This is a genomic window from Lysinibacillus contaminans, assembly GCF_001278945.1.
In the GTDB taxonomy this organism is placed as follows: domain Bacteria; phylum Bacillota; class Bacilli; order Bacillales_A; family Planococcaceae; genus Lysinibacillus; species Lysinibacillus contaminans.
This window is the reverse complement of record NZ_LGRV01000007.1, coordinates 20,838-43,613: the sequence shown is the minus strand read 5'-3', so window position 1 is coordinate 43,613 and position 22,776 is coordinate 20,838. Positions and strand designations below refer to the sequence as shown.

The following is a 22,776-nucleotide window of genomic DNA, read 5'->3' as shown; positions in this document are numbered from 1 at the left end:
GTAATCTTTGCTACCAAATAGCGCTGTTGTTAAAAGTGGACCCAATGTTCCAAGAGATGAAACAACAAAACCAAAAATAACGATAGCCACCGTAAATAGTGTTGGGTTTTCAGGAACAGTTAGTAAGATACCAACAGGAATTAATCCTAATAACATAGCGAAAATCGCTGTGCTTTTTGCACCAATTTTATCGCTTAATACACCAAATGATAAGGCACCAACTAATACGCCGATTTGCATTGCACCTAGTACACTACCAGCAAATTTGATGTCATAGCCAATACCCATTGCGAATGGGGCAATATGTTGACTAAAACTAGCAATTGATGTGATGATGAAGAAGAACGCCAATAATGCGAAAAATGCGCTAGATTTTTTGGCTACTGCAGCTGTAACACCTACTGCTGTAACTTGTTGAGCAGTAGAACCTTCATTTGTTTCTACTTCATCCATACCTAATGGTTGTAAACCTTTTTGTTGAGGAGACATTCGAATCACTAATAATACGATTGGAATGATAATGGCCGTTACAGCTATACCTAAAGCGATATACGTAAATCTCCAGCCTTGGGTAGCAATTAAATTACCTACTGTTGGTTGAATGACTGCACCCAATACACCACCGATTGCAACCATGATTCCGATTGCTAAACCATTATGTTTCTTAAACCAGTTATTGATTAAAACAGGACCTGCTATTTGTGTTATAAAAACTGAACCAATGGCCATTGGGATACTGAATAAGTACCAGCCCCACACTGAACTCATTAATCCGAACATTGCGAATGAACCAGCCATTAATATAATCGCAACTATTAAAATTAATTTAATATCATATTTAGCCATTAATTTACCTGCAATAGGTAAGAAAATCATTGTGACAATGGAGGCAATACTGAAGTATAATGTTAAGCTACCCATTCCAATGCCTAAGTCTTGAGTAACTGGTGCTAAGAATAATCCACCTGCAGTAGAAATACCGTTTTTACCCACACCTACCATGATAGATAAGCCGATTAATAACCACCAAGCATAGTGGATTTTTTTCTTTTGTTGATTCATGATGTAATCCTCATTCTATAATTTATTTAATTACCGTCCCGTTCACACGAAACAGAATTATTACTGTGATTAAAAAGGGAAAAATAATATTGATTAGCGTAATTTAATTGATCCANCCTAAGTCTTGAGTAACTGGTGCTAAGAATAATCCACCTGCAGTAGAAATACCGTTTTTACCCACACCTACCATGATAGATAAGCCGATTAATAACCACCAAGCATAGTGGATTTTTTTCTTTTGTTGATTCATGATGAAGTCCTCATTCTATAATTTATTTGGTTGCTGTTTCGTTCTCACGAAACGGCATTATTTTTGTGATGTAAAAGCAAACTAATATTGATTAGCGTAATTTAATTGATCCGCCATCTACCATAATTGTTTGACCCGTAATATAAGCAGAATCTTCGCTTGCTAAGAATACTGCAACGCGACCGATATCGTCTTCAATTTCACCTAGTCTTCTTAGAGGGATTTTAGAAAGCATTCCTTGGTAATATTCTGGATTTTCTTCTGCCCATTGAAGCATACCTGGTGATTTAGCAATTGGTGCAATAATGTTTACATTGATACCAAATGGACCGAATTCATTTGCTGCTACACGCGTAATTCCACGAATCGCTTCTTTTGCAACTGCATAAGAGGCTTGGTTAACATCTCCGTTAATGCCAGCTCCAGACGCAAAGTTGATGATATTCCCTTTTGTTTCTTTTAAATATGGTAGTGCTGCTTGCATCAAGTAGAATGTTGGATAGAATCCAGTGTTAAATGATAAATCGAAATCTGCTTGAGTTGTATCAGCAATCGAGTTCATTCTTGATGCATGTGCATTGTTTACTAGAATATCTAGCTTGCCGTATCTCTCAACAACTTGCGTCACAATGTTTCCTAGTTTATCGTGCTCTGCAAGGTTTGCTTGAATGAACATAGATTCTGATTGATATTCTTGTAATGTTTTAACAGTTTCATTTCCTACTTCTGCATTTAAGTCCACAATTACAACTGTTGCTCCCTCTTTTACAAAGGCAGTTGCCATTCCCATACCGATACCGCCTGCGCCACCTGTAATGATTGCTACTTTTCCATTAAGTTTTTTCATACCAATTTCTCCTTATTAAAAACATAGTTGTTATGTGCCCAATAACGATATTGAGTTTTATAAATACTTCCTATCAATCTAGTATTCTCTTTTAACCTAAGAGCTTTCTTCGAGGTCAAATTAATTTTTTGGAATTTCTTCATATTAAAATAGTAATCCCAATTCCGACGTCATTACATCGATACAAAAGTAACTTTTCGGATATTAGTTACTTTATGTAACCATAATAACCTTTTAATTATAATGTGTCAATAATGTGAACTCGATTGTCCTAATAACTTTTACTAGAGCGAATCTAACAACAACATTATTAAGTTACATTTAATTCATTACTTACTTTATGTAACTATAATAACTTTTTTATTTGAATGTGTCAATGATGTGAACTCGGCTATATTTATAATAAGATTCAAAAAATAGTAACCCTATTTTTTCAAAACACATGGCACACTCGCTTATATTTACCCCATTCTTTTTGTACTTGTCCACTCACCTCATCCATTCCCCAGTAGATATAGCGGCAGTAATGAAAACCATCTTCTCCAATGACAAGTTCACCTAATACATGACGAACAGCTGATTTAAATTTTGGATCCGTGCCCATGACCACCATCTCAATATCTGCTCCGTACTGGCACAAGTACTCCTTAATTGTTTCTTGTCATGATTTGATAAAATATCAATTGCACCAAAACAAAAAGCAGTGGAAAGTTCGATTGAATCGAACTTTCCACTGCTTAAATTAAATTTTGTACTTTACTATGCCTCTGCAATTACAAGGACATTATTAAATACTGAAAATTAATATGCTAAGCCAAATAGAGCTTTGATGTGTGTAAGATAGCGAATATTTGACGCTTCTTTCATTAATGTAGCAGGAAGACCTTTAAGTTGTGTATTGTTTGCTCCAACAGTAGCAACAGCATCTTTACGACCTAGGCTTGCAAGTGTACCAGAGTTGATAGCTGAGAATTCTTTCATATCTTGGTTTTTGTATTGTGCGAATAAGTTGTAACCAGCACATTCGCCCATTTGCCATGCAACTTGTGCAGTTGGAGCATAAAGTGGACGTCCACCATCTGCTGGTAATGCTACAGAGCTATCGCCAAGAACAAATACATCAGGGTGTGATGTAGATTGTAGGAATTCGTTGATTGTTGCTTTACCGCGATCTGCAGCAAGGCCAGACTCACCAACGATTGGAAGTGGAGCTACCCCACCTGTCCAAATAAGTGTGTTCGCAACAATTGGTTCACGGTCTTTAAGAGAAATTACATTGCCCTCAACACCAGTTACAGGTGTACCTGTAATGAATTCAACGCCACGTTTTGTTAAGCTTTCAGTAGCACGCTCGATAAGCACATCTGGAAGTACTGGTAAGATTTTCGGACCAGCTTCAACAAGTTTAATTTTAAGGTCAGCAAAGTTTACGCCGTGTTTCGCAGCAACTTTCGGGAAGTTGTCCACGATTTCACCAACAAGCTCAGTACCTGTTAAACCGCCGCCGCCGATAACGATCGTTGCATCTGCTTCATCTTTAGATTGTGCGTATGCTTTGATGCGGTCTTCGATGTGTTTGTAGATTTTGTTTGCATCGTCTACTGATTTAAGAACCATTGAATTTTCTTCTAATCCTGGGATACCGAAGAAACCAGTTTGGCTACCTAAAGAAACAACTAAAGTGTCATAAGATAATGTGTAACCATTGTCTAAGTCTACTTTTTTAGTATCTACGTTGAATTTTGTTACTTTTGCAATTTGTAACTCTACATCTAAACCTTTGAAGATTTTTTTAAGTGGTAGAGCTACAGCACCTTCAGCGATAGTACCACCCGCTAAACGGTGAAGTTCAGTGATGATTTGGTGTGTTGGATATTGGTTTACTAAAGTGATTTTAGCTTCATCAGCAGATAAATACTTACGAGCTGTTAATGCAGTTAAAACGCCAGCGTAACCAGCACCTAAGATGACGATTTCTTTTGACATGATTAATTAATCCTCCGTCCTTACGAGTTAAATATATCTTGAATCTTATTTAGAATTACGTTCAGCATTTACTTGTAAAAATGCATTTACAAAGCGGAAAACACCTTGAACTTGTGGGTCTTTCAACATTTTAAGAAGACCAAATAAACCGATTACTTCTTGGCTTTCTGACGCGCGATCTTTTGCTTCGATTGCAGTCGCAGCCAAGTTTTTAGCTGATCCTACTACCGGGCCAGCCATTTCTGATACCGCACTAACAGTATCATTTTTTAATACTTCGTCCGTTGCAACTGATTGAGCGAACTCATATGATTTTGTTAATAACGTCATCATTTCAGTTAACTTTGGTAATTGCTCTACTAAAGTAGTTAAAGATTCTTGAACCTCAGGCTTTAATAGTTGGTCTAGTACATCTAGTTGTTCTTGACTCACAGTTAATTGTTCAGTCTGTGGTTGGTTTTTCGTTTCTGACATTTTAAACTCTCCTTTGCCATCACTGTTGCTATTTTTTATTGCTTACATGTAAAAAAAGACCATTAAGCGATCTTCTTAACAGTCGTTACAGCTTATATCTTACACACTCACCAGTCACAAGGGCCGGATTACAAATATAATTATTTGTAATTACGATGTTAACTCTATTTTGCTTGAAGCACATCACAATTCCATCCTTATCTCGTCCGGGTGACATTACGTCTTTAATTATAAGACTGTTTGTACATTATTTCAATTAATTATTCACGTTTTCGACAAAATTTTCAAAGATTCATTAATTTGTCAACTTTTATTAGTACATAATTTCTTCTTTAATCACATTAAGTTAAAAAAATAAAATTTTAACATAGTTATTTAACCACATTAATGTAAACCAGAATAAAAGTTTTTCATTATATACCAATAATAGCTACTCAAATCCAATAAACTCTATTTCAATTTTCAATAGATCGCCAAAAGAAATCTGTAATTTCCTTCGCCGCTTCCCTTGATGTCTGGAATAAGCTGATTCCCTCTCCATCTTTAAAATAACCGACTGACATCAACACCATAAATGTATGTGCAAAAAATTGTGCATTACCTTGACGAATTGTTCCCCTATCCATTTCGAGTTGCATGGATCGCTCAATTGTTTCATACATGGCAGTCTCTGATGCATGTACCTTTTTTAATTGCGATTCCGAAAGATTCATCGTTGCTTCACGCATAAAATTTTTCATATCAATATCCACCGTGGCAGATAAATGTACCTCGACTAGTTGTTCTAGCCGCTCTTTAAATGGATTGGGTAAATTTAAAATTTGCTCAATATGGAATCGAATTCGTTCCATCATTCCCACTAACGATGAAGTGTACAAGTCACCCTTAGTCGGGTAGTAGTAGTAGATAGTTGCTTTGGTCACATTACAAGCTCTCGCCACATCATCCATCGACACATTTTTATAGCCTTTTTTTATAAAAAGATTTGTAGCAGTCAACAGCACGACCTCTTGAGTTGGCTTTGCCTTTTCATCATGGCGAGGTCTTCCGAGAACACGAGGTGATTTTTCCAACAGGTTCTCCTCCTCATATCTAGTTCTATTTAGTCATATTATAACATAATATCATTTACCAGTTGATTAATTAACCTACCAGTATATATAATTATAAACACTTACATGAATTGGAGGTTATGCTAAATGAAAAAGCATCCGCTTGAACAGTGGGGCTCGATGGTGGCAAGTAAAAAAGGCCGTTTCATAGCCCTAGCTTTTTGGGTTTTACTCGTTGTCGTTCTATCTTTTGCTTGGCCACAAATTAATAGTATTGAAAGTGAGTCAGGAAAAAACTTGCCAGAAACAGAAATGTCTGAGCAAGCTGCTGCAATTATTAAAGATCAATTTCCATACGATTCTGGCACACCTCTCCTACTCGTTTGGCATCGTGAAAATGGTCTAACAACGGATGATTTTTTAGCCATCCAAAAGGTATACGGTGAGTTAAAGGCAAAGCCATTAAACAATCAGTCTCTCATACCACCGTATGACGAAATGCCACCACAAGCATTTCAAGCAGCCTCTTCAGAAAATGGCTCTACCCTTGTAACACCTGTCTTTTTTGAAAAAGATGCCGCAACAGATGCACTACAAGAAAGCTTAGATGATTTAACGAAGATTATGGGTACACATAACGTTCAATTAGATAAAGATTTAACGAGTGATGCGCTTCATGTTCGTTATTCTGGTCCTGTCGGAATTGCAACCGATGCAGTGAGTCTATTCTCACAGGCCGATGTAAAATTATTAATCGCAACAGTGATGCTAGTTCTTGTCTTACTTATCTTAATCTATCGATCACCATTACTTGCTATTATTCCACTAATTGTTGTTGGGCTCGCGTACGGTCTTATTAGCCCAACGTTAGGATTCTTTGCGGATCAAGGATGGATTGAAAAGGACTCTCAGGCTGTGTCTATTATGACGGTCCTACTCTTTGGTGCCGGAACCGACTATTGTTTATTTTTAATTTCAAAATACCGTGAAATTTTATTAGAAGTAGAAGATAAAGCAGCTGCGATGAAGCTTGCAGTGAAAGAATCAGGTGGCGCTATTTTAATGAGTGCACTCACTGTGGTAATCGGACTGGCAACCCTTAGTCTCGCTCATTACGGTGCCTTCCAACGCTTCGCTGTACCTTTTAGCTTCGGTGTACTTATCATGGGGATTGCCGCTCTTGTAGTACTCCCTGCCATCTTGGTCATCATTGGACGCGCTGCATTTTTCCCATTCACACCAAGAACAGAAGAGATGGCTCGTTCTAAGGGTAAAAAACAAAATAAGCCAAGTCATAAAATAAGCAATAAAATCGGGCATTTCGTGACACATAAGCCATGGATTGTCATTGCGCTAACTGTACTTTTACTAGGTGGTTTAGCCGCATTTGTACCACGTATTCAATATACATTCGACTTATTATCTTCTTTCCCTGAAGATATGCCATCTCGTGAAGGTTTTACTTTAATAGAAGAGAATTTTTCACCAGGTGAATTAGCACCTGTACAACTCGTTGTTGATGTGAATGGTGCTGATGTTAATTTACAGGAACAACTTTCCTCCCTTCCGTATATCGACCATGTTGACGATGTACAAATTGGTGAGAAAAACGATTCAATTCAACTATATGAAATGACCTTAAATACGAATCCTTATGCAAAAGAATCTCTAGAACATATTCCTGAACTTAAAGATGAAACAGTGAAGATGCTTGAAGATGCAGGTGTGAAGGATGCAAGTGAACATGTATGGATTGGCGGGGAAACAGCAAATCAGTATGATACAATGCAAGTCACAGCACGTGATGAATCAGTTATCATGCCAACAATGATTGCTTTAATTGCCCTCTTATTATTTGTTTACTTACGCTCAGTAACAGCGACCGTTTATTTATTAGCAACCGTTGTTATTTCTTACTTTGGGGCGCTCGGTGCTGGCTGGATCATTTTGCATTACTTTATGGGTGCAGAGGCAATTCAAGGTGCTATTCCACTGTATGCGTTCGTGTTCCTCGTTGCACTTGGTGAAGATTATAATATTTTCATGATTTCAGAGATTTGGAAGAAGCGTAAAACGAAAGATCATTTATCAGCAGTCGAAGAAGGGGTTGTTCATACAGGTAGTGTTATTACATCTGCAGGACTTATTTTAGCAGGCACTTTTGCCGTTCTTGCTACACTCCCTATTCAAGTGCTCGTGCAATTTGGGGTTGTTACAGCTATAGGTGTCCTACTCGATACATTCATCGTTCGCCCATTACTTGTACCAGCCATTACAACTGTACTTGGTAAGTATGCATTTTGGCCAGGTGCCTTATTTAAAAAAGATGCTTAATTTAAATAAAGCGAGAAGTTACCTTTTAGGTGACTTCTCGCTTTTATATTTGCTATTATTTTGTTGGCTTTTTCAAGTCCATCGAAGCAGCCGCACTTTCTACTTTTACACGTTTTAAGAAGAATGCAAAGACAAGTGCAATAACTGTAATAATTGTGGCAATAAAGAATGAATGGTTAATACCATCTAATAATGCTGTTTGCGTAATTTGATCTTGCATTTGTTGCATTTGCTCAGCACTTGGTATTACACCTGATTGTGTTGCATTCGCCTGTGCATCAGCTACTAGTTCTTCAGCACGTGCTTTTGTACGAGTATTCATAATAGTGATCATGACCGCACTACCGATTGCGCCCGCTACTTGTTGAACTGTATTGTTAATGGCAGTACCATGCGGATTCATGATTTGTGGTAATTGATTTAAGCCATTTGTCATAATTGGCATCATAACCATCGATAAACCGAACATACGAATTGTATACATCGAAATGATATATGTGTAGCTTGAATCTACTTGTAATTTTGTTAAACCAAATGTTGCAAGTGTTGTAATAGTTAACCCTGTGATTGCTAAAATACGAGGGCCGACTTTATCGAACAGTTTACCTGTAATTGGTGACATAATCCCCATGATAAGTGCCCCTGGAAGCATCATTAAACCTGCTTCAAATGGGTCAATACCACGAACTGTTTGAACGTAAGCTGGCGTTAAAATCATCCCTGAGAACATTGCCATAGAAACAATAGTCGAAATAATAGAAGCTAACGCAAACATTGGATATTTATAAATGCGTAATTCTAGTAATGGTTCATCCATACGTAATTGCTTCACTATGAATAGAATTAATGAAATGACACCTACTATAATCGTGCCGTACACAACTGGATCAGACCAACCTTTACTGCCCGCAGTACTAAATCCGTATAAAATACTACCGAATGCTACTGTTGATAAAAGTAATGATGGGAAGTCTAAGCGTACATCGCGTGTTTCCATTACGTTTTCTAATTTCCAAATACCGAACACTAAGCTAATAATTGCGAACGGAATAATTATTTGGAATAGCATACGCCAGTCATGATGTTCAACAATATACCCTGACAACGTAGGGCCAATTGCTGGAGCAGCAATCATTACTAGACCGAAAATCCCCATGGCTGAACCACGTTTTTCTTTCGGGAAGCTCGTAAGCATAACATTCATTAAAAGTGGTGACATACTTGAAGCACCTACTGCTTGCACCATACGTCCAAGTAATAAAATTTCAAAATTCGGTGCAAAACCGGCCATAATTGTACCGATAGTAAAGATGGACATCGCTACAATAAATAAATGTCTATTTTTAAAGCGTGTGACGAAAAAGGCTGATGCAGGTACAAGAATACCACTTACAAGCATATAACCTGTTGCAAGCCATTGTACCGTCGCATAATCAATACCGAAGTCCTTCATAATCGTCGGTAACGCTACGTTTAACAATGTATTGTTTAAGAAAGCGACAAAAGCACCCACGAATAGAATGGCGATCATGCCATAAGGGGGCTTTTTCATTGTTGACTCGTTATTCATTTGTTTCCCTCTATTCTCTCTAGTAATTTATGATAAAACTAATTTTATACTCACAGTCTACTTTTTTCAATAATAAAGTATTAAAAAACTTCAAATGTTGATATATAAGCGTTTACATTATAGAATAGGAGTATAAAACTAAAAAAAGGTGAGGTTATGAACAAAAGAAAACGACAAATAATTACTTCAGCACGTGACCTTTTCATTAAAAAAGGATATGTGGAGGCATCCATTAACGATATTATCAGTGCTGCCCAAATTTCAAAAGGTACATTTTATAATCACTTTGCTTCAAAAAGCGAATGTTTGATTGCCATATTAGACGAAGGACGAGAAGAAGCGAGCAATCGCAGACACGAACTTCTTTATGGCAAAGATCCCAATGATTTAAAAGTATTGGCGCAACAGATTGCTGTTCTCATCCATGTCAATCGTGAGCAGAATTTAATACCTATTTTTGAATCTATTTTCCAATCACATGATAATGAGCTAAAGAAAATTGTCCTTAACCATCATTTGCAGGAGCTAGAATGGCTTGCTAATCGCTTTGTACAAGTATTTGGTGAGGAAGTTAGTCCAATAAGCTATGAGTGCGCAGTACAAACATTTGGCATGATGAATCATTCTTTGCGTGTTGTTATATCTTCCGGCCACAAATATATTGAACCTGAAACCGTTGTAGGTGTAGCATTACGGAATATACAAGCAATTATTCCTGTTATGCTTGAATCAAAGGATATTTTGATTAGTGTTGAAATGATTAACTCGGTACAAAACATCGTGGATTCACGTACCGTTAGTAAAGATGTTGTCCTTGAACAACTTCAAGGATTCACAAAAGGCTTATCTAAAGACGAAACATCTGCAGGCCTAGAGTATGCAACTTTCTTATTAGAAGAATTACAGCAAGCTCAGCCTAAACTATTTATTGTCGAGTCCCTACTAATGCCTTTCCGAAAAGCATTTGCTGACACAGAACACGCAGCAGAGGCACGCGATATTGCCAATTCTTTATGGCACTATTTGAAAATCGAGCAACCTTCTGAACAAAGCACAAAAAGATGATGCATATAAAAAGCAATCCGTGTCTACTAAAGACGTGGATTGCTTTTTTCGTTCGTATTTATTCTATTTAGCATAGTTCCGCTTCTACACTTACTTTTGTACGAGTTTGCGCGTTCTATTTTCCATTCGCGTTTATTCAAAGGAAGGAGTTTTACATCAACATTCATCACTATCATTTTACGTACTATCTAAAAATCTTGTATAATTACAGTAATAAAAACTATTCATTAGAAGGAGCTGTCATGATAAATCGCATTATAATAACAGGCTATAAACCTCACGAGCTCGGTATTTTCGATGATAAGCATCCCGGGATTCCAATTATCAAAAAAGCGTTAGAGGACCGTCTAAGAACATTACTAGATGAGGGCTTAAAATGGGTTATTGTAAGTGGACAACAGGGTGTGGAGACGTGGGCAGCCGAAGTTGTTCTTGCTCTAAAAACAGAATTTCCTGATTTGCAATACGCTGTCATTACCCCTTTTTTGGAGCAGGAGAAAAATTGGCAGGATCCTAAAAAAGAAAAATATCAAATGATTGTGGCAGGTGCAGATTTTGTGGCGAGTGTGACGAAGAAGCCATACGAGGCACCTTGGCAATTTACCGAGAAGGATAAATTCATCATCCAAAATACAGATGGAATTTTACTCGTTTATGACGAAGAAAACGAAGGATCACCAAAATATATGAAACGTCTTGTGGAAAAATATATGGAAACACATGATTATGAGCTTTTATCGATAGATGCCTATGATTTACAAGTAATTGCGGAAGAAATGCAACGCGGAGATTGGTAAATAAATTGATATAATTTTCCAAAAATCATATAATGGTATCAGCAGAAACTGCATGCTACAATTTTTCGAAAGGAGCTGTCGACATTTGAATAATAAAGTCGAAATAGTACTTGAACCTACGCCAATCAACGTTTCACACGATACGTATCGCCGAGAATGCCGATATAATCGAGGTATTCACATTGAAGAACGAGACTTCCATGCAATTTTAGATTCCATGTGCCATGATTCACGCTTGTATTTTGATTTTCATAACCCTCGTAAAGAGATTAAACAAGGGACATATTTAAATGGACACTCCGGTTTAGCACGCAATATCTATAATTATTACAAAAAAACAAGAAACATTGAACTGACTGAGCTATTGAATGGTAAAGATTTTTACGTCAAGATTATTTAAAATAGTCCTAAAAAAATCCCTTACAGATATACCCACACCAAAAAAGTTGCCCTTAAAATCATGTTTTTAAAGGCAACTTTTTTGGTTGTCATTTTTTCAAATTACAAATTTATTTTGTTGTTAAATCGATTGTAACTTTTTAAAATGGTGGTAAGATGGGCGTTCTAATCCTAAATGTTCACGCAATGTAGTTCCTTCATATTCTTTGCGGAAGAGGCCCCTCTCCTGAAGCACAGGGATTGCTAAATCTACAAAATCATCTAATCCTATTGGAAGTACAGGAGGCATAATATTAAATCCATCACATGCATACTCATTAAACCAAAGTTCCAGTAAGTCCGCTAATTGGTCAGGTGTGCCAACAAATTGCAAATGTCCACGTGCCCCAAGCATTTTCCTCCCTAACTCCACGATCGATAAATTTCCCTCCTTAGCTGTATCAATAAATAATTGCACACGACTTTTCATGCCATTCGAAGCAGCAGCTACATCAGGTAAGTTTTCTGGTAGTGGCCCGTGCGGATCATAACTTGATAAATCAACACCAATAAAGCCAGCAACGGCCGCAGCCGCGTCTTCTACCGTAATTAGATTTTGTAATTGCTCATGCTTTGCCCAAGCCTCTTCTTCCGTTGGTGCAACAATTGGTGAAATTCCAGGCATAATTTTTATACTGTTTTTATCTCGGCCTTGTGCTGCTAATTTTTCATGTACACTACTGTAAAATTCTTTTGCTGATTTAAGAGACTGCTGTGCGGTAAACACAACTTCACCGGTTTTCGCAGCAAAATTTTTGCCTGCATCCGATGAACCCGCCACGACTAACACAGGATACCCTTGAGGTGGACGCGGTACATTTAGCGGCCCTTTAGAGCTGTACCAACGTCCTTTATAATTAATTTCTTTTACTTTATCGGCATGAGCGAAAATCCCATTTTCTTTGTCTAAAGCAATGGCATCATCATCCCAACTATCCCACAGTTCTGTGACCAGATCTACAAATTCTTCGGCCATTTCATAACGTAATCCGTGCTCAGGATGCTTCTCTTTTCCAAAATTATAGGCTTCAATATCCAATTGAGATGTAACAATGTTCCATGCTGCCCGACCTTTACTTATATGGTCTAGCGTTGCATAACGACGCGCCACATTAAATGGTTGATTGTACGTTGTTGAAACAGTTGCTGTTAGCCCAAGCTTTGTCGTAGAAGCTGAAATTGCCGATAGTAAGGTTACTGGGTCAAGCATACCAGCAGCAGCCTTTTCAACATTGACTGCATATAATAAGTCGGCTAAAAACATCATATCGAATTTCCCACGTTCTGCTGTCTGTGCTAAATCCTTATATAAATCAACTGAAAATACCTCACTACTACGTGCTTCTGGATGACGCCAACTTGCACTATGATGTCCACTGTAATAAATAAATGCCCCTAATCTTAATTGCCCTTCACGTCTTGTCATAATTTATCCCTCTCATCCTTTAAAAGTATCTCGCCATTTTAAGCTTTTGCGTTCAATCGCATAGACGAGTGAATCTGAACATTTTCCTAACAATGCAAACATCACAAGTCCAACGAATACGATGTCTGTTTGAGCATACGCACGTGCATCTTGTATCATATAACCAATCCCAGCACTCGTACCCATCATTTCACCAACAACCAGTACAAGCCAGGAAGTACCTAGTGCTAAACGGATGCCGAGTAAAATATTTGGGAGCGCTGAAGGGATAATGACCTTCGTTAATTTTCCCCAAAATGAAAATTGCAAAATCTCGGAAACTTCTATTAGCTTTTGATCGACTAAGCGGATGCCTAAAAAGAAGTTCACATACACTGGGAAAAATGCACCGATTGAAATCATAAACACCTTGCCAAATTCACCTACACCAAACCACAAAATAAATAATGGAATTAATGCAAGTAGTGGTACTGTCCGTAGCATTTGTAAACTTGGATCGATCACCTCTTGTGCTAAGCGACTAAAACCTGTCATGACGCCAAGCAAAACCCCTACTCCCACGCCAAGAGCAAATCCAAGAAGTACACGTTGCCCACTCACCGTTAAATGGTAAAAGAGTTCTCCATTACCGAGCAGTGTGCCAAACGTCGTCAGGATTTTTGATGGTGTCGGTAAAATATGCTCTTCTACAAAACCTAGACTCCCTACTAACTGCCATGCAATCACAATGACTATAGGCACGATCCATGGATACGTTACATTTAGCCAGTTTATTTTTTTCTTTTGCGGTTCGGATAATTTTTCACTGATTTCCACTGTCAACGCCTCAACCTCCTCTAAAATTCTGCTGCCAACGTAAGCATTTACGTTCGATGAATAGCACAAGTGAATCAGACAATTTACCAAGTACAGCAAAAATTATTATGCCGACAAACACAGTCGAAATCATTGCCATTGCACGTGCATCATTAATTAAAAAACCAATGCCTGTTGTTGACCCCATCATTTCTGCGACCACCAAACCAAGCCACGCAACTCCAAGTGATAGGCGAATCCCTAAAAAGATATTCGGAAGCGCTGATGGAATAATGAGCTTCGTCACTAAATTCCATTTATTAAATTGCAATACATTTGCTACTTCAAATAATTTACGATCCATTGAACGAATCCCTAAAAAAGTATTCACATAGAGCGGAAAAAACGAACCTTTCGCAATTAATAACAGTTTCGACGTCTCTCCAAAGCCAAACCATAAAATAAACAATGGAGCAATTGCTAAATGTGGTAGCATCCTTAGCATTTGTATGGACGGATCAAGCATCTTTTCCGACTTATACGAAAAACCTACTAGTATACCGGCTAGTAATCCAAGTCCACCTCCTACTAAAAATCCCGTGAGTGCACGCCCAGTCGACACTTGTAAATGCCCAAGTAAACCTCCGTGCTGCAATAAGTAAATGAATTCATGATAAATTTCAGATGGCATAGGCAACAGTAATGGATTTAAATACGATTGCCGTCCAGCGAACTCCCAAATGACTAACAACCCTACTGGTAAAATGGCTCCCAACATTATCTTTCGAAGCTGTACGCGTGAAATAAGTGGTTGTCGCTTATGCGTTGCTACCTGAATATTTTTTTCAATTGTCGATACCATCGAATCCACTCCTCTCAATTACTTCAACGCTTTTTCAATATATTGATTGTCGAATACGTCACTTACATTAATTTCTTTTCGAATCGTTCCAATTTCATATTGGAAATCTGCCGTTTTTTGGTGCTCTTCAATTACTTCTTCACTTACAGGAATACTAATGCTGCGTGCACGCTTGCGTGTCTCTTCCATTAATGCAACTGGCAGTTGACGTTCTGTTGCAAATCGGTTTACAGCTTCTTCCTCGTTTTCTAACTCCCATTTCAGCAATTCATCTAAAGTTTTTAAATAAGCTACTACTACATCTGAATGTTGCTTAGCAAATTCTGTGCGTACAATTTGGTATGATGGCGATAAAATATCAAGTTTTTCACCGTCTGCAATAATTGTGCCCTTCCCCGATAATGTATTGATGGATAAGTAAGGTTCCCAAATTGCCCATGCATCTACACTACTTGCGTCAAACGCCGCCTGCGCCTCGTCTGGATTCAAATTAATAATTTCCAGCTTTTCAGGGTCAATACCCTCCTTCGCTAACCCACGGAATAAAAAGTCGTAAGCATTTGTTCCTTTGCCTACTGCCACTTTTTTACCTACTAAGTCTTGTAAACTCGTAATACCGCTCGATGAATTGACCACAACACCAACGTTTTTCTTACCTTCAAGTACTTGTGAAATGACCGTAAATGGTATATTGGCTGCTTGCGCGGCAATGATTGGCATGTTGCCTAGTCCGGCAAAGTCTAAATTATTTGATGCCATAGCTTCTGTCATTGATGGACCGCTTTGGAATTCTACCCATTCTACCTTTGCTCCATATTCAGCAAATGCTTTTTCAAATAGCTGCTCCTCTTGTGCTTTACCAAATAGACCACCACTTCCTTGCACACCAATTTTGACAACTAGTTCTTCTGATTTTTTAGTATCCGTCGAGGCTGCATCACCTTTTGAACAACCAACAATCAACACGACAAGCGCTGTTAATAACGCAAATAATCTCCAATTTTTTTTCATCTCTATTTCGCCCCTTTTATATACCTGCACCCACTGTGTAGGATTCTTCTTCAACCTTTTCAAATTCATTTAATACCGTTCTACGCATCTCCTGGAAAGCTAAAGATGAACGTTTACGCGGGAAGGATAATTCAATTGGTAATACGGATTTAATATGACCTGGTCTTGGATTCATAATAACTACACGTTGCCCTAAAAAGACCGCTTCATCTAAATCATGTGTCACGAAAATCATCGTCGTTTTATTCGTTTCCCAAATATTTAGCAACACTTCTTGCATGTGTGATCTAGTAAAAGCATCTAGTGCACCAAATGGCTCATCTAACAGTAGAATATCAGGCTTTCGAAGTAAGGCACGCGCAATCGATACACGTTGCGCCATTCCTCCAGATAGCTCTTTCGGATACGCTTTTTCAAACCCTTCAAGCTTTACTAATCGAATTAGCTCATGTACTTTCCCACGAACTTTTGGATCTTTCAGTGATTGGTCACCTGCAATGTTTTTTTCAACTGTTAACCAAGGAAATAGTCGTGGTTCCTGAAAAATAAAGCCTTTTTCTAAACTTGGCCCTTTAATCTGCTGACCATTTAGCTCTACTTTTCCGTCATACTCAACGTCAAGACCCGCTACAATTTTAAGCAATGTGCTTTTCCCACAGCCGCTAGGTCCAATAACAGTAATAAATTCTCCTTGCTTCACCTGAAGATCGATTTCTCGTAATGCGACAACCCGCTCATTAGGCGTTGTGAAAATCTTATTCAATCGTTCAATCACTAGTGCTCGTTCACTCACATTCCTTCCTCCTTTACATTTGAACAAAATAAAACCCTTAAGTAATTGAATACTTAAGGGCCTCTAGTTTTTACTAGTCAGCTTTCCGTAAAAGAAAAGTCTTATTTATATTTAGTCTATGAGTTTACTAAGGATTAATTCTAAAAAAATTCACTACCTTCTTTTTTTCAAAACTTAGTAAACATATATACATAGTATTTATTATTTTCTAAAAAGTCAATCTTTTTTAAAAAGAAGTTTTTAAAAAATAAAAAGCTACACTTCCATGAAACAAGGAAATATAGCTCATTAGATTATAGATCAGAAACATGTGCTCCTGCAGATTGATTGTTGTAAACTTTTGTATCTAATTCTTTTGTAACACGTGCTGTTGCCACACCAGCGGTCATTGAACCACTGACATTAAGCGCTGTACGCCCCATGTCGATTAATGGTTCGACAGAGATTAAAATACCCGCAAGTGCAACTGGTAAATCTAGAGCTGATAAGACAAGAATCGCAGCGAATGTTGCTCCGCCACCTACACCAGCTACTCCAAATGAACTGATTGCTACAACAGCGATTACTGTAATGATGAAAACTGGATCTAGCGGATTAATGCCTACAGTCGGTGCAATCATAATCGCAAGCATTGCAGGATAAACACCCGCACAGCCGTTTTGCCCGATAGATATGCCGAAAGAAGCTGAGAAGTTGGCAATTCCATCTGGTACACCAAGGCGACCAGTTTGCGTTTTAATATTTAGTGGCAATGTTCCCGCACTTGAACGAGAAGTGAAAGCAAATAATAAAGTTTCTGCAGCTTTTTTCACATACGTAATAGGGTTTAAACCACTTAATGTAATAATTAATAAATGAATAGCAAAGACAATTATCAATGCCACATACGAAGCAAGTACAAATTTCCCTAGATTGTAAATCGCGCCGAAATCAGATGTCGCTACTGTACGTGCCATAATCGCTAAAATTCCGTATGGCGTAAGGCGTAATACAATTGTAACAACACCCATAATTAGTGCATAAATCGCATCTAATCCTTTTTTGATTGTTGCTGCTGTTGTCTCATCTTTACGTGCGATACGTAAATATGAAAAACCAAGAAATGCAGCGAAAATCACAACTGCAATTGTTGAAGTAGACCGTGCACCCGTTAAATCAAGGAATGGATTGGCCGGGAATAACTCTATAATTTGTGTTGGTAGGTTTGGAGCTGCTAAACCTGTAGTTTTTTCTTCGATATATTCACCGCGAGCTGCCTCTGCATCACCTTGCATAATTTCTGTTGCATCAAGGTCAAATACTGTAGCAGAGAAAATGCCAACTGCAGCTGAAATAGCTGTTGTACCGATTAAGATGGCTAAAATAAGTGCGGCCATTTTCCCAAAGTTTTTGCCGATTGTCATTTTCGTAAAGGCAATTAAAATCGAAATAAATACAAGTGGCATAGCAATCATTTGTAGGAGTTTAACGTATCCTGTCCCAATGATGTTATACCAAGGCATTGATTCTGCTAACACTTCCGAATCGATTCCGTAAATAAGTTGTAATGCTAGACCCAGTGCAATACCAAAGCCTAAACCTGCAAACACACGATTTGAGAATTTCACGTGCTTTTTGTTCATGGTATATAAGATCCCAACGAACACAAGTAAAACCGCTACGTTGAGAATGACTTGTAAAATTGTCAATACATTGCCCCCTAAGTTGTTTAATATTATGTAAGTCGAATTATATACCCTTAATCCCTATTAATCAAGTATGTTTTATGTAGATTGTTTTTTAATGTAATAGGTATGCACATAAAACTATTCTATCCATAATTCGAACCTTTCAATTTCATTTATTATCAAATCTTTACATAAAAATAAACTTGCATCATCTAGTAAACGATGCAAGTTTATTTATCATTGATAAGATAACAGCTTCCCGAGATTTTTTTACACTCCTTTTTTAGGCGAGCAACAGCATCTGATAGCTGTTCAACTGTTTCAAATTGCTGATATTCATTTGTAATGACAGCAATGGATATGGATGTGCAGGTAAAGGGCTCTAGCTCCCCCACTCGATTAGGAACCAGTAATTCAACTAAGTCTTCTAGCTCATAAAAGTCTGTAATTTTAGCATCAAATTCGTCGATAATTGTTTGGCAAGTTGGCTCTACTTCATAGTATGGAAGAATTGCAATGAAGTCATCTCCTCCTATATGTCCAAGAAATTCCTCCGCACTGGCTACATTTCTTTTCAATATATCTGTTAAGTAGAGCAGAACTTTATCTCCCCTGTTAAAACCATACGTGTCATTGTAGGCTTTAAAATAATCTAAATCGAAATAAACAAGGCTATATTTCGGAAGTTGCAATGCCTCGCCTAGCTTATCATCTATTAATTTGTTGCCAGGTAAATAGCTTAACGGATTTAGGAAACTGGCAATGGCTACCTGTGTCTCCACAAGCTTTAACAGCAGATTGCGAATACTGACAACACCCAGAAAAAATCCATTGTTTGTCACAATCACATCATCATACAAATCTTCCGCTGGTCGCTGCATAGAAGCAGTACTAACCTCCGTAATCGGAACATTACTCTCAACCATGAGTGGATTATTTTTAATAACGAGCTGACTTTGCCGTCCCATAAATAAATTATAGCCATAGCGCGTGCCGATTTTCTGGTAGAAGTGCGTGCGTGTAATCTGTCCAATCGGCTTGCTGTCCTGTACGACCACAATACCTCGAAGTGTTTGATTTTGCGTAAAAAGAAGGTCAACCTCTTTATTTTTTACAGATACATCAATACAAGGAACACTCTCAATGACTTCCCCTATTTTCATCTCCACTCACCTGTATTCCCCCTAATTGTATGTCCATCGCCGGCTTCCCTAAAGCATACCCCTGTGCGTAATGAATACCGATCTGTTGTAAATAGTCTAGTTCTTCTATTCGTTCTATGCCCTCTGCAATCATTTTTGTACCAGCCTGCTCCGCGTATTTCATAAGTAATGTGACAAGCTGCTGCTGTTCACTGTGTTTGTCTATAAACTGAATCAATGAACGATCGAGCTTGATAAATTCCGGCTTTAAATAAATGAGGGTTTTTAAGCTATTATAGCCAGAACCAACATCGTCCACTGCGATTCGGTAACCTTGTGAACGATAATGCGAAAGAACACGCTCGAACTCCACAAAATCTATCACAGCACTTCTCTCCGTCAGCTCAAAAACCACCTGCTGTGGCTTAATATCTAATTCCTTTAACAACTGCAACGTTTCCCCACTATGATAACTTTTATCGAGTAAAACATTCGGGTGAATATTGAGAAACAGCACGAAATCTTTACGGAGCATCCCCCCAGATAGTCGCCCTTTAAAACGTTGTAGCGATAGGTTACGACAAAAGCACTCAAATAAAAACACCTTATCTGTTTGCCCAACAAATTCATAAAAATGATCTACAGTGCCAAACAAATCCGAAATCTCCGGGCGATTTAATGCCTCAAAGCCCAGTGTTTCCATTGTTTGAATATCCACGATTGGTTGAAAATAAGTATGTAAATCCTTGTTCTGTATAATTTTCTCCAACACCTTCAGACGCTTTACATATAAAGTATTTTCCTGATGATGTTGATATAAATGTTTTAAGTATGTAAAAAGACTACTCGTTTTTACGCTTTGTCTCACAATGGACTCCATCCTCACACCTCTTAAATTAGTTATTATTCTTCATTGTACGCTTCAATTGTTAACGTGCTATGAAGTGGGTGTAAAAAGAGGTGAGTGCGTTCTTGAATGAATAAGACCTCAAATAGCTCCACTTCTCTCAAGTGTCAACTATTTGAAGTCTCATTTTTGCTGGGTATCCAATAATTTTTCCCAAAAAGGCTATGACCGAAAAACATTACTAGTAATAACACTAGTTGTAATACCAACTACAAGAATTGTAATAATTGAAAGTAAGAGTGTACTTGATGATAATAAAAGTCCTCCTGTTATAATAACTGTGGAATCAATAACAAAAATAAATATTCCTACATTTATGCCTGTTTTAACAGATAAAAATTGGGCAATTAAATCTGTTCCACCCGTGCTCGTCTTAAATCGTAACATCAATCCAACACCAAAACCTAGAAATATTCCTCCTAAAATCGAGCTATATATAGCTTCAATTTGAATCAGGGAGCGAAGAGGCTTAAAAAAATCAATCATAAAGGAAGAAATAATTAATCCGTGTAAACTATTGTAGAAATATCCCCTGTATTTAAACCAAGCGATAATAAAAACCGGAATGCTTAAAATAATAATCATTAGTCCAATTTTTAATTTGTACAGATAATATAAAATTAACGCTATCCCTACAATGCCCCCATCTAATATTTCATGAGGTGTTAAGAATAGATTGATACCTAAAGATATAAAGATACTACCTACAACGATAACCAAGCCTTTCTTTAGAAAAAACATACACTCCCCCTCAAAGAACTGGACATGTACCTATGTTATGAATTCACAGAACCGAACATGTTATTCGGTGAATTGTAAGGTTAGTTAAAACGATGCATAATTTTATATTTATTAGTTATTAAATAAACGAAACGCCTAGTTAAATTTACAGTATAATACAGTTATAATACTTTTTGCCGGAAAGGAAGTTAGTTTATGGGACGCATATTATTAGAACGTGTCAAACACACACGTATGTTTTTAAGACAAGATCAGCTTGAAAAAACTTTTGAAGAGTTTGACACACAGTGTATGGGTTTAAGCGAGGAGCAACGTTTAGAGAAATATAGCAAGATGCTTGAGAGCCCTTTCCGCTTTTTCCGTGGAAGCGCGTATTTATTTTATTACGATATGACAAAGGCACCTTCTATTTTTCATACCGATGATGAAAAACCAACTTGGATTCAAGGCGATATGCATATGGACAACTTCGGTGCATTCCAAAATGAATCCGGTGAAATCGTTTATGACATTAATGATTTTGACGAAGGCTATGTAGGCTCTTATTTATACGATGTACTTCGCATGAGTATCAGTATTGCACTGTATCTCGAAGAGCAGGGCTTGAATAAATCGGCACAAGAAATGGCTATCCACCATTACCTTCGTGGCTATATCAACCAGTTAAAACGATTCCAACGCAAACAAGATGATCCGCTTACATTGACGTTTACGAAAAACAATACAAAAGGTCCGATTAAAAAAGTGTTAAAGAAGCTTGAAAAACGGCAACATACACATTTTTTACAAGACATTTCCCAGATTAATGAGGAAGGAAATCGTGTTTTCCTATGGGATGAGGAACTACAACCTGTATCCAAAGAAGAATTTGCAGCCATTTCAAATGTTTTAACAAACTACTCGATTAAAGACATTGCCATTAAATACGGTTCTGGTACTGCTTCCATTGGTTTAAAACGCTATTATATTTTAGTAGATGGAGAGACTGATGCCCTTGGAGTAGAAGATTTAGTGCTAGAAATGAAAGAAGTACGCTCAGCAATTCCAGCGTATTTCTTACCGTATAACGAAACATTTTGGAACCATTACGAACACCAGGGCGCACGTGTTGTCGGGACACAAAAGGCAATGCATCATTTAGAAGATCCGCATTTAGCCTATGTCACGATGGATGGACAAGAATTTTATATTCGCGAGCGTTCTCCCTATAAGAAAAGAGTGAAGCCGAAAAACTATGCGGACCTGGACGACTACTTTGTCACAACATCGATTATGGGACAAATCACTGCTAAAAACCATGCACGTGCAGATATCGATTATTCTGATGTCTTTACCTACCATAGTGAAGATGAAATATTAAATGTAATCGGTAAACATCAAGATATCTTTATTGAAAGTACAATTTTACAAGCAATGAGCTATAAAGAGCTTGTTTACTCCGACTATGAGCTTTTTAAAGAATGGATAGACGGTAAATTCAAATAAAAATAGCCATGGATCAGGTCTCTTTTATGTTTTGGACCAATCATATTAATATAATAAAATCCCCGAATGAGT

At 37.6% G+C, this 22,776-nt stretch carries 21 protein-coding genes; 5 read left to right on the top strand and 16 right to left on the bottom strand.

What is annotated here, in order from left to right:
* From AEA09_RS16510 to AEA09_RS16485, 6 genes are all read right to left on the bottom strand, one after another.
* The coding region (locus tag AEA09_RS16510; protein WP_053585054.1) for an MFS transporter at nt 1-1,062 on the bottom strand (1,062 nt) is incomplete at its 3' end.
* 341 nt (nt 1,063-1,403) lie between these two features.
* Complete coding sequence (locus tag AEA09_RS16505) at nt 1,404-2,159, bottom strand: SDR family NAD(P)-dependent oxidoreductase (protein ID WP_053585053.1); 756 nt, start codon at nt 2,157-2,159, stop codon at nt 1,404-1,406.
* Between the two features lie 433 nt (nt 2,160-2,592).
* Complete coding sequence (locus AEA09_RS16500) at nt 2,593-2,811, bottom strand: transposase (RefSeq protein ID WP_281176751.1); 219 nt, start codon at nt 2,809-2,811, stop codon at nt 2,593-2,595.
* A 149-nt stretch (nt 2,812-2,960) separates the two neighbouring features.
* Nucleotides 2,961-4,145 carry an NAD(P)/FAD-dependent oxidoreductase gene (locus AEA09_RS16495; protein ID WP_053585051.1) on the bottom strand — a complete coding sequence of 395 codons (1,185 nt, stop codon included), beginning with the start codon at nt 4,143-4,145 and terminating at the stop codon, nt 2,961-2,963.
* A gap of 45 nt (nt 4,146-4,190) precedes the next feature.
* Nucleotides 4,191-4,619: a DUF1641 domain-containing protein gene (locus AEA09_RS16490; protein WP_053585050.1), complete on the bottom strand. Its 429-nt coding sequence runs from the start codon at nt 4,617-4,619 to the stop codon at nt 4,191-4,193.
* 455 nt (nt 4,620-5,074) lie between these two features.
* Complete coding sequence (locus tag AEA09_RS16485; protein ID WP_053585049.1) at nt 5,075-5,692, bottom strand: TetR/AcrR family transcriptional regulator; 618 nt, start codon at nt 5,690-5,692, stop codon at nt 5,075-5,077.
* Nucleotides 5,693-5,818: 126 nt separating this feature from the next.
* On the opposite strand from AEA09_RS16485, the gene AEA09_RS16480 reads away from it, so the two are divergent.
* Entirely contained in the window at nt 5,819-8,005 is a 2,187-nt protein-coding gene (locus AEA09_RS16480; protein ID WP_053585048.1) for an MMPL family transporter, read from the top strand.
* A gap of 55 nt (nt 8,006-8,060) precedes the next feature.
* Here the strand turns inward: AEA09_RS16480 and AEA09_RS16475 are convergent, their stop codons facing one another.
* Complete coding sequence (locus tag AEA09_RS16475; RefSeq protein ID WP_053585047.1) at nt 8,061-9,575, bottom strand: DHA2 family efflux MFS transporter permease subunit; 1,515 nt, start codon at nt 9,573-9,575, stop codon at nt 8,061-8,063.
* A gap of 156 nt (nt 9,576-9,731) precedes the next feature.
* Between AEA09_RS16475 and AEA09_RS16470 the strand changes: the two genes are divergently transcribed.
* From AEA09_RS16470 to AEA09_RS16460, 3 genes are all read left to right on the top strand, one after another.
* On the top strand, nt 9,732-10,640 hold the full coding sequence (locus tag AEA09_RS16470; protein ID WP_053585046.1) for a TetR/AcrR family transcriptional regulator: 909 nt from the start codon (nt 9,732-9,734) through the stop codon (nt 10,638-10,640).
* Between the two features lie 242 nt (nt 10,641-10,882).
* Nucleotides 10,883-11,437, top strand: coding sequence for an SLOG family protein (locus AEA09_RS16465; RefSeq protein WP_053585045.1), 555 nt, complete (start codon nt 10,883-10,885; stop codon nt 11,435-11,437).
* 85 nt (nt 11,438-11,522) lie between these two features.
* Nucleotides 11,523-11,837: a hypothetical protein gene (locus AEA09_RS16460; protein ID WP_082332710.1), complete on the top strand. Its 315-nt coding sequence runs from the start codon at nt 11,523-11,525 to the stop codon at nt 11,835-11,837.
* 120 nt (nt 11,838-11,957) lie between these two features.
* On the opposite strand, the gene AEA09_RS16455 is transcribed toward AEA09_RS16460, so the two are convergent.
* From AEA09_RS16455 to AEA09_RS16415, 9 genes are all read right to left on the bottom strand, one after another.
* Entirely contained in the window at nt 11,958-13,301 is a 1,344-nt protein-coding gene (locus tag AEA09_RS16455) for an LLM class flavin-dependent oxidoreductase (protein ID WP_053585043.1), read from the bottom strand.
* 12 nt (nt 13,302-13,313) lie between these two features.
* Nucleotides 13,314-14,123: an ABC transporter permease gene (locus AEA09_RS16450; RefSeq protein ID WP_053585042.1), complete on the bottom strand. Its 810-nt coding sequence runs from the start codon at nt 14,121-14,123 to the stop codon at nt 13,314-13,316.
* Nucleotides 14,124-14,127: 4 nt separating this feature from the next.
* Nucleotides 14,128-14,958 carry an ABC transporter permease gene (locus AEA09_RS16445; RefSeq protein WP_053585041.1) on the bottom strand — a complete coding sequence of 277 codons (831 nt, stop codon included), beginning with the start codon at nt 14,956-14,958 and terminating at the stop codon, nt 14,128-14,130.
* 18 nt (nt 14,959-14,976) lie between these two features.
* Entirely contained in the window at nt 14,977-15,969 is a 993-nt protein-coding gene (locus AEA09_RS16440) for an aliphatic sulfonate ABC transporter substrate-binding protein (RefSeq protein WP_053585040.1), read from the bottom strand.
* A 16-nt stretch (nt 15,970-15,985) separates the two neighbouring features.
* The gene (locus AEA09_RS16435; RefSeq protein WP_053585039.1) at nt 15,986-16,762 is read right to left on the bottom strand and encodes an ABC transporter ATP-binding protein; all 777 of its coding nucleotides are present in this window, start codon (nt 16,760-16,762) and stop codon (nt 15,986-15,988) included.
* 293 nt (nt 16,763-17,055) lie between these two features.
* The gene (locus AEA09_RS16430; RefSeq protein WP_053585038.1) at nt 17,056-18,450 is read right to left on the bottom strand and encodes an L-cystine transporter; all 1,395 of its coding nucleotides are present in this window, start codon (nt 18,448-18,450) and stop codon (nt 17,056-17,058) included.
* Between the two features lie 209 nt (nt 18,451-18,659).
* Complete coding sequence (locus AEA09_RS16425; RefSeq protein WP_053585449.1) at nt 18,660-19,592, bottom strand: GGDEF domain-containing protein; 933 nt, start codon at nt 19,590-19,592, stop codon at nt 18,660-18,662.
* Entirely contained in the window at nt 19,570-20,451 is an 882-nt protein-coding gene (locus AEA09_RS16420) for an EAL domain-containing protein (protein WP_053585037.1), read from the bottom strand. Before AEA09_RS16420 ends, AEA09_RS16425 begins: the two co-directional genes overlap by 23 nt.
* Nucleotides 20,452-20,640: 189 nt before the next feature.
* Nucleotides 20,641-21,219, bottom strand: a complete 579-nt coding sequence (locus tag AEA09_RS16415) for a YitT family protein (protein ID WP_053585036.1) — start codon at nt 21,217-21,219, stop codon at nt 20,641-20,643.
* 195 nt (nt 21,220-21,414) lie between these two features.
* Between AEA09_RS16415 and AEA09_RS16410 the strand changes: the two genes are divergently transcribed.
* Complete coding sequence (locus tag AEA09_RS16410) at nt 21,415-22,704, top strand: DUF2252 domain-containing protein (RefSeq protein ID WP_053585035.1); 1,290 nt, start codon at nt 21,415-21,417, stop codon at nt 22,702-22,704.
* Nucleotides 22,705-22,776 lie beyond the last annotated feature (72 nt).

Bases quoted from the DNA above. Each gene is read 5' to 3' on its own strand.
- AEA09_RS16505 (WP_053585053.1), bottom strand. From the start codon at position 2,159: ATGAAAAAACTTAATGGAAAAGTAGCAATCATTACAGGTGGCGCAGGC.
- AEA09_RS16495 (WP_053585051.1), bottom strand. From the start codon at position 4,145: ATGTCAAAAGAAATCGTCATCTTAGGTGCTGGTTACGCTGGCGTTTTA.
- AEA09_RS16490 (WP_053585050.1), bottom strand. From the start codon at position 4,619: ATGTCAGAAACGAAAAACCAACCACAGACTGAACAATTAACTGTGAGT.
- AEA09_RS16480 (WP_053585048.1), top strand. From the start codon at position 5,819: ATGAAAAAGCATCCGCTTGAACAGTGGGGCTCGATGGTGGCAAGTAAA.
- AEA09_RS16475 (WP_053585047.1), bottom strand. From the start codon at position 9,575: ATGAATAACGAGTCAACAATGAAAAAGCCCCCTTATGGCATGATCGCC.
- AEA09_RS16470 (WP_053585046.1), top strand. From the start codon at position 9,732: ATGAACAAAAGAAAACGACAAATAATTACTTCAGCACGTGACCTTTTC.
- AEA09_RS16465 (WP_053585045.1), top strand. From the start codon at position 10,883: ATGATAAATCGCATTATAATAACAGGCTATAAACCTCACGAGCTCGGT.
- AEA09_RS16455 (WP_053585043.1), bottom strand. From the start codon at position 13,301: ATGACAAGACGTGAAGGGCAATTAAGATTAGGGGCATTTATTTATTAC.
- AEA09_RS16445 (WP_053585041.1), bottom strand. From the start codon at position 14,958: ATGGTATCGACAATTGAAAAAAATATTCAGGTAGCAACGCATAAGCGA.
- AEA09_RS16440 (WP_053585040.1), bottom strand. From the start codon at position 15,969: ATGAAAAAAAATTGGAGATTATTTGCGTTATTAACAGCGCTTGTCGTG.
- AEA09_RS16425 (WP_053585449.1), bottom strand. From the start codon at position 19,592: ATGAAAATAGGGGAAGTCATTGAGAGTGTTCCTTGTATTGATGTATCT.
- AEA09_RS16420 (WP_053585037.1), bottom strand. From the start codon at position 20,451: ATGGAGTCCATTGTGAGACAAAGCGTAAAAACGAGTAGTCTTTTTACA.
- AEA09_RS16415 (WP_053585036.1), bottom strand. From the start codon at position 21,219: ATGTTTTTTCTAAAGAAAGGCTTGGTTATCGTTGTAGGTAGTATCTTT.
- AEA09_RS16410 (WP_053585035.1), top strand. From the start codon at position 21,415: ATGGGACGCATATTATTAGAACGTGTCAAACACACACGTATGTTTTTA.